Genomic DNA, 8,072 nt, shown 5'->3' on the forward strand with positions numbered 1-8,072 from the left:
CTGCTGGGCGCTCCAGCCGCGACGTTCGCCGAGCGTTGTGCAGTCGTCGGAGATGTGCTATCGTCGGTCATGTATCAGACCTTCGGGACACATCGAAACGCGCGAGGCGTTGCAGTAATGCGGCGCCTCGTTTTCACACGACAGTTTTTCACGCCTTCGGCTGCGGGTCCGCCCCTTCGAGAAGCTCATCCTTCGACAGACTCAGGATGACATTGGTGCGTTCCTTTGTCATCCTGAGCTTGTCGAAGGATGAGCTTGTCGAACGCTGCGAATCGGGGGCGCTTAAGCGGGCTTCGCCGAAGACAATCAGCCAGATGGTCAGCGCGGCTTCGCCAACCAAAACGATGAACGCAACATTGTCGAGGAACGGATTCGTCAGTGGCGGGGAGCACGAAGGTTGTAGCCGTATTGGTCCAATACGCGATCCCCGCGAGCACCCGAAACCCACGACAGAGCGGCTCCCATATATGTCGAAACGGCTCGACGCGCTCGGGCTTAGGATGAAAGGACGGGGGTTTGCGCTTTCGGCTGCGTGTCGGCCCTGAGTTGCCCGCAAGTAGGCGTCACGAGTCGTACTTCTGACAGTACTTGGCATCTGCTGGACTTCGCAACGGTGAATCGTAGCGGCTGGAGCTCTACAGTGCTTTCACTTTTACGCCCAACGCAAACCCAAGTGTGCACGTGTCAAAGACGCACGCTACATAATCTCTACCGTCATCGACGGTTCGACGTTTCAGATAAGGGCTTTGTGCGCCTTCGGTTGCGCTTCCGCGCAGCTGGCCGCAACTAAGCGGACCAGTCGAACGCGATCATTTCTGCAACGGAAGCGTCGCTCAGTGTTGAGCGGCGCTTCCGTTATGCAATATTCGTCGTGATTACATCGCTCTATGCTTGATCGGAATGTTGGTCAGCGGGCCTTCACCGCCAACTTGTTCGATCGTCGTCCCTTTGGCCATCGACCAGTGATGTACGCCGGCCGGGACAAGGATAAACGACCCCGCGGGAATCGTCTTTGCCTTGGATTTATCGATAGAGTCCCCAGTTCCGAATAACAGAGATCCCTCAATGACGGTTATATATTCTGGATGAGCATGATAGTGCGGCTGATTGGTATACCCGTCCGACATTTTAACCCGGATAATTGAAGTGTCGGATTTGCCGGGATTCCCGGTCAGGACCGCATTCCAACTGCCTTTGGCTGGGCCGGTCGCGGCTATCCAATGCATGTTGTTGGGGGTGAGAATCACGGGAGCTGCCGTGCCCGCAGCGATTGCTGCGCTCGCAGCGGCTGCAAGAAATAGCGCGGTAAGGATAGACAAACGAGTCTTCATCGTGTCAAACTCCTTTGCTCATAAACGCGAGCCAGGTCTCCTTTTTTGGAGAACTGTGGGTTCGATGGTGCGCTGCTGTGCACCCGCCAACGGCTATGCATGAACCGTTAGGCCCACGGCCCGGGCCATAAGGCTCGGGACTATACGGTCGTAGTGATTTTGTGCGCTTTAGGCTGCGTTTCTGCGCGCAATTGGCCGCAGGCGGCGGCGATGTCGCGGCCCATGTTTTGGCGGACGGTTGTGGCCACGCCAGCGGCGTCGAGGATCGCGGCGAAACGCCAGATGCCTTCGTGTTCGGTGCCGGCGAACGCACCGTCCGGCGTCGTGTTATACGGAATGAGATTCACGTGATACAAGTGGCCGGCCATGATGCGCGCGAGTTCGCGTGCGTCTTCTTCGCGATCGTTGACGCCTTCGAGCATCACGTATTCGAAGAATACCTTGCGATTGGTCTTCGCGACGTAGCGCTCGCAGGCGCCCAAAAGGTCGCCCGTGCTGAAACGCCTGTTGACCGGCATGATGCTGTTGCGCACGTCGTCGCTGGGCGCGTGCAGCGAGATCGCCAGATTAACTTGCAGCCCTTCATCCGCGAACTGATCGATCCGATCGACCAATCCGACCGTCGAGATCGTGATGTGACGATGACCGAGACCGAAGCCGTGCGCGTCGTTGAGCAGCGCGACCGCGGCCATGACCGCGTCGTAGTTGTGGAACGGTTCGCCCATGCCCATGAAGACGATATTGGTGATGCGCTTGCCGCGTTCGGCAAGTTCGCGCGCGAAATGGCGCGCTTGATCGAAGATCTCGGTCGGTTCGAGTTGGCGAGTAAATCCGGCCTGACCCGTCGAGCAGAACGCACAGGCAAACGCGCAACCGGCTTGGCTCGAGATGCAGACCGTAGTGCGATCGCCGTAGTGTTCCATGAGCACGGCCTCGACCTCGGCGCCGTCCGCGAGTCGGAAAAGCCCCTTGCTCGTCTGTTTGTCGACGCTGCGCTGGATCACGACCGGCGAAGCCGCATCGAACGCGAAGCCGTTGGCAACCAGTTCGGTGCGCAACTCCTTAGGAAGCGTTGTGACGTCGCCCACGTCGCCCACGAGTTCTTTGGTCGCCGCCCGATAGATCTGCTTGAGGCGGAACGGCTTGAGGCCGAAGTGCGCCGAAAAAGCCTCGACGTCGGCGAAGCCGGCGCGGCGGACTTTATCGGTAAACCAGATGGATTGAGCGTCGCGGGTCACGGCCGGAAGTATATCACACCTCCGGCTTTCCGCTCAGCCGAATTTGTTCGGAACCTAGCCTGGAGCGAGCGAATCCTTGCTATCGAAGAGCGAGGCCTGCGCGGTCTCCTCGGGCGCGTCGGAACTCAGGAGGTGAGGGCGTGCCGATTCGTCGAGGCGGGCGCGGGTGGCTTTGAGGTCCGCCCAGACGTTGCGCTTGGTCTCGGTGAGCGCCATGCCGCCCTGCCGCAGCACGTAGGCGGGATGAAACGTCACCATTAACGGGATCTCGTGCGGCCCGGCGTACCATTGGCCGCGCCCCTTCGTGATGGCGAAGTCCTTGCCGAGAAACGTCTTTGCGGCCGGCGCGCCGAGCGCCAGGATGACGTCGGGGCGAACGATCTCGATTTGCTCGTCGAGGAAAGGGCGGCAATTCGCCATCTCCTGCGGTTCGGGGGCGCGATTGCGCAGTTTCGTGCCGTCGTCGAACGTGGGACGGCATTTCACGGTGTTGCAGATGTACACGTCTTCGCGTGCGAGCCCGATTGCCGCGAGCATCTTCTCCAGCAGTTCGCCCGCGCGGCCCACGAACGGCCGGCCGAGCAAGTCTTCGGTTTCGCCGGGACCTTCGCCCACGAGCATCAGGCGCGCGCACGGATCGCCTTCCCCATACACGTTGTTACGTCGTAGCGAACCGATGGCACACTTGCGGCAAGCGGCCGCGACCGACGCGCATCGCGCAAGCGTCCGCTCGCGACTGGCGCGCGACTCAAGAGTCATGAGCGATCGATTCCAATTGCCGCTGGTACCGATTCGCTCTGCGCAGATGAACGATCGCGCCGAGGGCTGCCACAATTGCAAGGCTGATTGCCCACCACCCAAACCAAAAGTCCGTCGGTCCACCGCTTCTGAGTTGAGCGATTCCGATGGCGAACCACAGCACACTCAAACCACCGTTCCACACGCTCTGGCTGCGCCAGGTCCGCATCTGTTTCGCCAACTCCGCAGGTGTCGGATCGCGTCCGGTTATCACGATACGCGCTTCGTTTCCGCATCGGCCTTGTGCGCGCGCAGGAGGACGACGGCTTTGCCGTAGGCGAGGACGCGCGTCGTGCCGTCGGGTTCTTCGCTTGCATGGAACTGTAAGTCGATCACGGCATTCGCCTCGAGCTCGTCGGCTTTGGTGCGAAGTTGATCGACGGCTTCTTCGCGCGCGCGCTCGGCCTCGGTTAGATACTCGAACGGTGCGAGACCGATGAAGGCCCCGATGCTTCGGAAGGTGGCGCGCAGCATGTTTTGCGGGCGCGTCGCCGTGCCCGAAACGTAACCCAGCGATCGCAAGACCGCGAACCCTTCTACGCGGTCGATCGTAACGACCGCATCCTTCGCAACCATCGTCTAGAAAAAGGCTTCGCGCGCGACGGCCGCGCACGGTACGCGGAAGAACAGCATGCCGGATACTTCACCGTCGGTTCTGATCGTCCGCCTCGATGCCATCGGCGATGCGCTCGCGTTAACGCCGCTGGTCGCCGCCCTGCGCGCGCGCGGTTGCGGCGTCGGCATCGTCCTGCGGACGGTCAACGCGCAGGTTTTCGCCCCGGGGGCGTTCGACCGCATTCACGTTGAGGACGGCGCCCGCGCGATTGCCGCGTTCGGTTACACCCATGCGCTGGTGGCGACCGAAGACCCGCGCGGGTACAAACTCGCCGCCGCCGCCCGTATCCCCGTGCGCATCGGCTTCGACAACGGCTGGGGTAAGCCGCTGAAAACCCTCTGGGTTCGAAGAATCTGCACCCGGACCGTGCGGCGCACCGCCGGTCTCGACGCACGCGCGCCGCACGAAGCCGCCGTCCTCTACGAGCTCGGGCGCTCGATTCTCGGGCCCGTTGCGGAGCCGTCGCGCGACCCGCGCGTGTTGCGTCCGCTCGTGATCGAGTCGGACCCTCCGGCGGACTCGCGCGTCGTGCTACAGGTTACCGATAAATGGGAACGACTCGGCGCGCCGCTCTCCGGCCTAACGGATCTCGCCGCGCGGATCGCGGCTCGCCACGGTTTGCGCGCGATTGCGGCCGCGCGCGAAAGTCCCTACGCCGACCGCTTTTCGGCGGCAACCGGCATCCCCGTCGAGCGTTTCACCGCGTTGCCGCCGTGGAAGGCGGCGATCGCCGCCGCGCGCGTCGTGGTCGCTCCCGACTCCGGCGCGCTCCACGTTGCGGGCATGACCGGCACGCCCACCGTGGCGCTCTTTGCGGCAACGCCCGAATTCCGGCTGCAGAGCGCGCGCTGGGCGCCGTGGGCGGCGCCGCATCGCATCGTTGCCATGGACGGCGCTTGGCCGACCGTCGCGGCGGACGCCGTGGGCGATCTCCTCAGCGGCAGGCGGCGGATCTATACAGGGTGATCGCGCCGGCGCGCCGCTCGATGCGATATTTTCCGGCGGAGACTAAGCGCGCGACGAGCGGCGCGGACTCCACCAACCGCGGCGAGTTTGGGAAATCGGCATCGACGAGGATCGTACAACTCGCGATGCGCCCGTCGCTCGACTCGGGCAGCAGCGTCGCGCGCGGGTCGGTGGCCGCGAGATGGGTGAAGGCCTCTTCTTGGGTCGCGAGATCCGCATTCGGCGGGAGTGTCGCGAGAAATGCGTCGAGCGCGACGTCGGCTTGCGTGCGCGCGTGCAGCGTCAGTTTCGGATGCAGCGGATTGGCGACCGCAAACTCCAGCGCGCAAAGCGCGATGCACCAATAGAGCAGCGTGTGTGCGCGTCGAATGGGGATCCTCCGCAACGCGTACGCGAACGCGACCAAAGCGTAGCCCGCCCAGGCGCCGGCATAGTGCGAACCGATCGTGTAGGTCGTCGGCATGCGCGAGAACAGCACTTCGGCTAGCGGCGCGATTGCAAGCCACGCTACGCGGGATCGAAACGGAAGGAAGAGCAGCGGCAGGAATGCGAGCACGATAAAGCCCGCTCGGTCCAGCAAGCCGCCGTGAATTAGCGCGTGCACGTCGGCGCCGGTCCAATCGTAAAAGCGCGTTGGCGCCCAGTGCGCGACGACTGCGGCGTACGGCTGGATATGCCGAAAGAAATACGCGAAGACGCAGATGCTCACTCCGCCGATGACGGCCGCCACGCGCCCCGGAGTCGTGCCCCGAAAACGCCACGCGCCGAGTGCACCCGCGATCGTGAGAAAGAGCGCTTGATCTTCTTTAACCGCCAATAGTACGGCGGCCGCCGTCAGCGTCGCGATCGTGAAGCCGCCGTCGAACGCCCATAGCATCCAGGCGACGGCCGCCGGTGCGAAGCCGTTTTCGTGGAAGTCGTTGAAGATTAGGCCGGCGAGCGGCGGATAGAGAAACGCCACCAGCGCGACGAGGCGCGCCGTGCTGCGCTCGGTGCGGCGAGCGACGAGGCCGTAAATCGGTGGAATCGCAAGCGCCCCCGCCACCGCTTGGAGCGCGACGAGTGCGAGTGCTGATTTCCACACCAGCATCAGCGCGCCGGCAAGATAGAGAATCGGCGAAAAGTGAAACGCCCAATGGCTTCCTTCGATCGAATTGCAGAAGCAGCCGAACGCGCCGCTCGCGGTTTGCGCGAAGATGCCGAGATCGACGAAGTTGCGGTGCGCGTCGTACCGGACGAGGCCTAGAGCGAACAGCGCGACCGCGTACAGCGCGGCCAGACCCCACGGGACCGCATCGCGCAGCGATCGATCCCGCATCTACCCTTGCGCTCGCGCCAACGTACGCCGCTGCTGCAGGTACGGCCAAATGAACCCGTCGATCTCGCCGCCGAGCACCGCGTCGGTATTTCCCGTTTCGACGTTCGTGCGATGATCCTTAACGAGTTGATACGGATTGAGCACGTACGATCGAATCTGCGAACCCCACTCGTTCGCGCTGCGCTCGCCGCGTAATTCCGAAAGCTTCGCATCGCGCATCTCGATCTCGCGCTGCCGCAGCTTCGCGCGCAGAATGCCCATGGCGACTTCGCGGTTCTGCGCCTGCGAGCGTTCTTGCTGCGAGGCGACGATCGTATTGGTCGGTATGTGGATCACGCGCACCGCAGACTCGGTCTTATTGACGTATTGACCGCCGGCGCCCCCGGATTTAAACGTTTCGAAACGCAGGTCGTCGGGACGAATTTCGATATCGACCTTCTCGTCGGCCTCGATCTCCGGAATGACGTCGACCGCCGCAAACGACGTGTGCCGGCGATGCGCTGCATCGAACGGCGATATGCGCACGAGGCGATGCACGCCGCGCTCGCTCTCCATCATACCGTACGCGTTGCGCCCGCGCAGGAAGAACGTGATCGATTTGAGACCCGCTTCTTCGGCTGGCGATTCGTCGACGACTTGAGTCGAGTAGCCTTTGGTTTCGGCCCACCGCAGGTACATGCGCGCGAGCATCTGCGTCCAGTCGGCCGCATCGACGCCGCCGGCGCCGGCAAACACGCTAACGATCGCGCCGTGCCCATCGAACTCGCCGTCGAAGTTCGCCGCCATCTCCAACTCGTCGATGTTCCGTTCGGCGGCCGCCGTATTCGCATCGACGTCGGTCGAGGCAGCGGCGTCGTCGGGAAACAGTTCGAGCAGTTCGCGTGAATCGCTCAGCGCACGCGCGATCGCATCCATCTTATCGACGTCGGTGCGCAGCTCCGAGAGCTGCTTCATCGTGCGTTGCGCCGCCTCCGCATCGTTCCAAAACGAGTCGGTGCGGGAACGCCGATCCAGCTCGCTTATGCTGCGGGATTTGCCCGCATAGTCAAAGACGCTCCTTGAGCGTAGTCAAACGGTCGGAGAGGCGTGCGAGGCTGGTCAGTTGCGAATCGCTCATAGCGCGGCCGGTTCTGCGTGCCGGCCCCCTTTCCATCCGGCGCCTTGCGCGTGAGTGATCCTCGAACATCGGGAGGAGCACATGAACGTAGAACGACAGGGCGACCATTTGATTATCGGCGGGTTTCGCGGAATTTCGGGCGGCGACGACGGCTCGTCGCCGGCCGCGCCCGGCGGCAGCCCGTTGGATTTCGGCAATCCTATCCCGCGCGGCGACACGGTCGGCGCGCTGGCGCGACCGGATTCCTCAAATGCGGCCGGGACGCCGCCGCCTACGGGCTGGGACGGAATACTCTCGCAGCTGCAATCGATTCTCGGCGAGATCGTGCAGATGATCGGCGGCGTCTTCGGGAGCGCGAACTATGCGTCCGCAACCGGCAGTTCGACCGGCGATCCGCACCTGGCCTTCAGCGGCACGACGAGCGCCGGCGCGCAGCAGACGGCGCGCGTGGATAATATGCAGAGTCAAAGCGACCTGCTCGATTCCGATTCCTTCGCCGGCGGGTTTCAGATCGCGACGCAGGCCACGGCGCCGGGCGCGAACGGCATCACCTTCAACCAGAGCGCGACGATCGCGACCAACGGCGGCGCGACGCAAGTCGGCCTCGATAATGCCGGCAACGCAACGGTCTCGCAATACGGGGAAACGACGATGCTTTCCAACGGGCAAACGCTCGACTTAGGCGGCG

At 63.2% G+C, this 8,072-nt stretch carries 8 protein-coding genes and 1 pseudogene; 2 read left to right on the forward strand and 7 right to left on the reverse strand.

Features of this window, described 5'->3' with window-relative positions:
• Window positions 1-148: 148 nt before the first annotated feature.
• The 5 genes from VIG32_08120 to VIG32_08140 form a co-directional block, all read right to left on the reverse strand.
• A complete protein-coding gene (locus tag VIG32_08120; GenBank protein HEY8297971.1) occupies window positions 149-340 on the reverse strand; it encodes a hypothetical protein in 192 nt (63 codons plus the stop codon).
• Between the two features lie 535 nt (window positions 341-875).
• Window positions 876-1,331 carry a cupin domain-containing protein gene (locus VIG32_08125; protein HEY8297972.1) on the reverse strand — a complete coding sequence of 152 codons (456 nt, stop codon included), beginning with the start codon at window positions 1,329-1,331 and terminating at the stop codon, window positions 876-878.
• Window positions 1,332-1,471: 140 nt separating this feature from the next.
• Window positions 1,472-2,569, reverse strand: coding sequence for a 23S rRNA (adenine(2503)-C(2))-methyltransferase RlmN (gene rlmN / locus VIG32_08130; protein ID HEY8297973.1), 1,098 nt, complete (start codon window positions 2,567-2,569; stop codon window positions 1,472-1,474).
• Window positions 2,570-2,623: 54 nt separating this feature from the next.
• On the reverse strand, window positions 2,624-3,328 hold the full coding sequence (locus VIG32_08135) for a uracil-DNA glycosylase (protein HEY8297974.1): 705 nt from the start codon (window positions 3,326-3,328) through the stop codon (window positions 2,624-2,626).
• 249 nt (window positions 3,329-3,577) lie between these two features.
• Window positions 3,578-3,943 carry a heavy metal-binding domain-containing protein gene (locus tag VIG32_08140; GenBank protein HEY8297975.1) on the reverse strand — a complete coding sequence of 122 codons (366 nt, stop codon included), beginning with the start codon at window positions 3,941-3,943 and terminating at the stop codon, window positions 3,578-3,580.
• Between the two features lie 55 nt (window positions 3,944-3,998).
• Between VIG32_08140 and VIG32_08145 the strand changes: the two genes are divergently transcribed.
• Window positions 3,999-4,949 (forward strand): glycosyltransferase family 9 protein, encoded by a 951-nt coding sequence (locus VIG32_08145; protein ID HEY8297976.1) that lies wholly within the window; start codon window positions 3,999-4,001, stop codon window positions 4,947-4,949.
• On the opposite strand, the gene VIG32_08150 is transcribed toward VIG32_08145, so the two are convergent.
• Window positions 4,918-6,267, reverse strand: coding sequence for a DUF2079 domain-containing protein (locus tag VIG32_08150; GenBank protein HEY8297977.1), 1,350 nt, complete (start codon window positions 6,265-6,267; stop codon window positions 4,918-4,920). The two genes, VIG32_08145 and VIG32_08150, sit on opposite strands and share 32 nt — an antisense overlap.
• Window positions 6,268-7,314, reverse strand: a pseudogene (gene prfB, locus VIG32_08155) (peptide chain release factor 2).
• Window positions 7,315-7,465: 151 nt separating this feature from the next.
• Here prfB and VIG32_08160 point away from each other — a divergent pair.
• A partial coding sequence (locus VIG32_08160) for a hypothetical protein (GenBank protein HEY8297978.1) occupies window positions 7,466-8,072 on the forward strand: 607 nt, incomplete at its 3' end.

This window comes from Candidatus Baltobacteraceae bacterium, assembly GCA_036559195.1.
Lineage (GTDB): Bacteria > Vulcanimicrobiota > Vulcanimicrobiia > Vulcanimicrobiales > Vulcanimicrobiaceae > JALYTZ01.

Coding starts and splice junctions, on each gene's coding strand:
- VIG32_08145 (HEY8297976.1), top strand. CDS start 3,999: ATGCCGGATACTTCACCGTCGGTTCTGATCGTCCGCCTCGATGCCATC.
- VIG32_08135 (HEY8297974.1), bottom strand. CDS start 3,328: ATGACTCTTGAGTCGCGCGCCAGTCGCGAGCGGACGCTTGCGCGATGC.
- VIG32_08150 (HEY8297977.1), bottom strand. CDS start 6,267: ATGCGGGATCGATCGCTGCGCGATGCGGTCCCGTGGGGTCTGGCCGCG.
- VIG32_08140 (HEY8297975.1), bottom strand. CDS start 3,943: ATGGTTGCGAAGGATGCGGTCGTTACGATCGACCGCGTAGAAGGGTTC.
- VIG32_08125 (HEY8297972.1), bottom strand. CDS start 1,331: ATGAAGACTCGTTTGTCTATCCTTACCGCGCTATTTCTTGCAGCCGCT.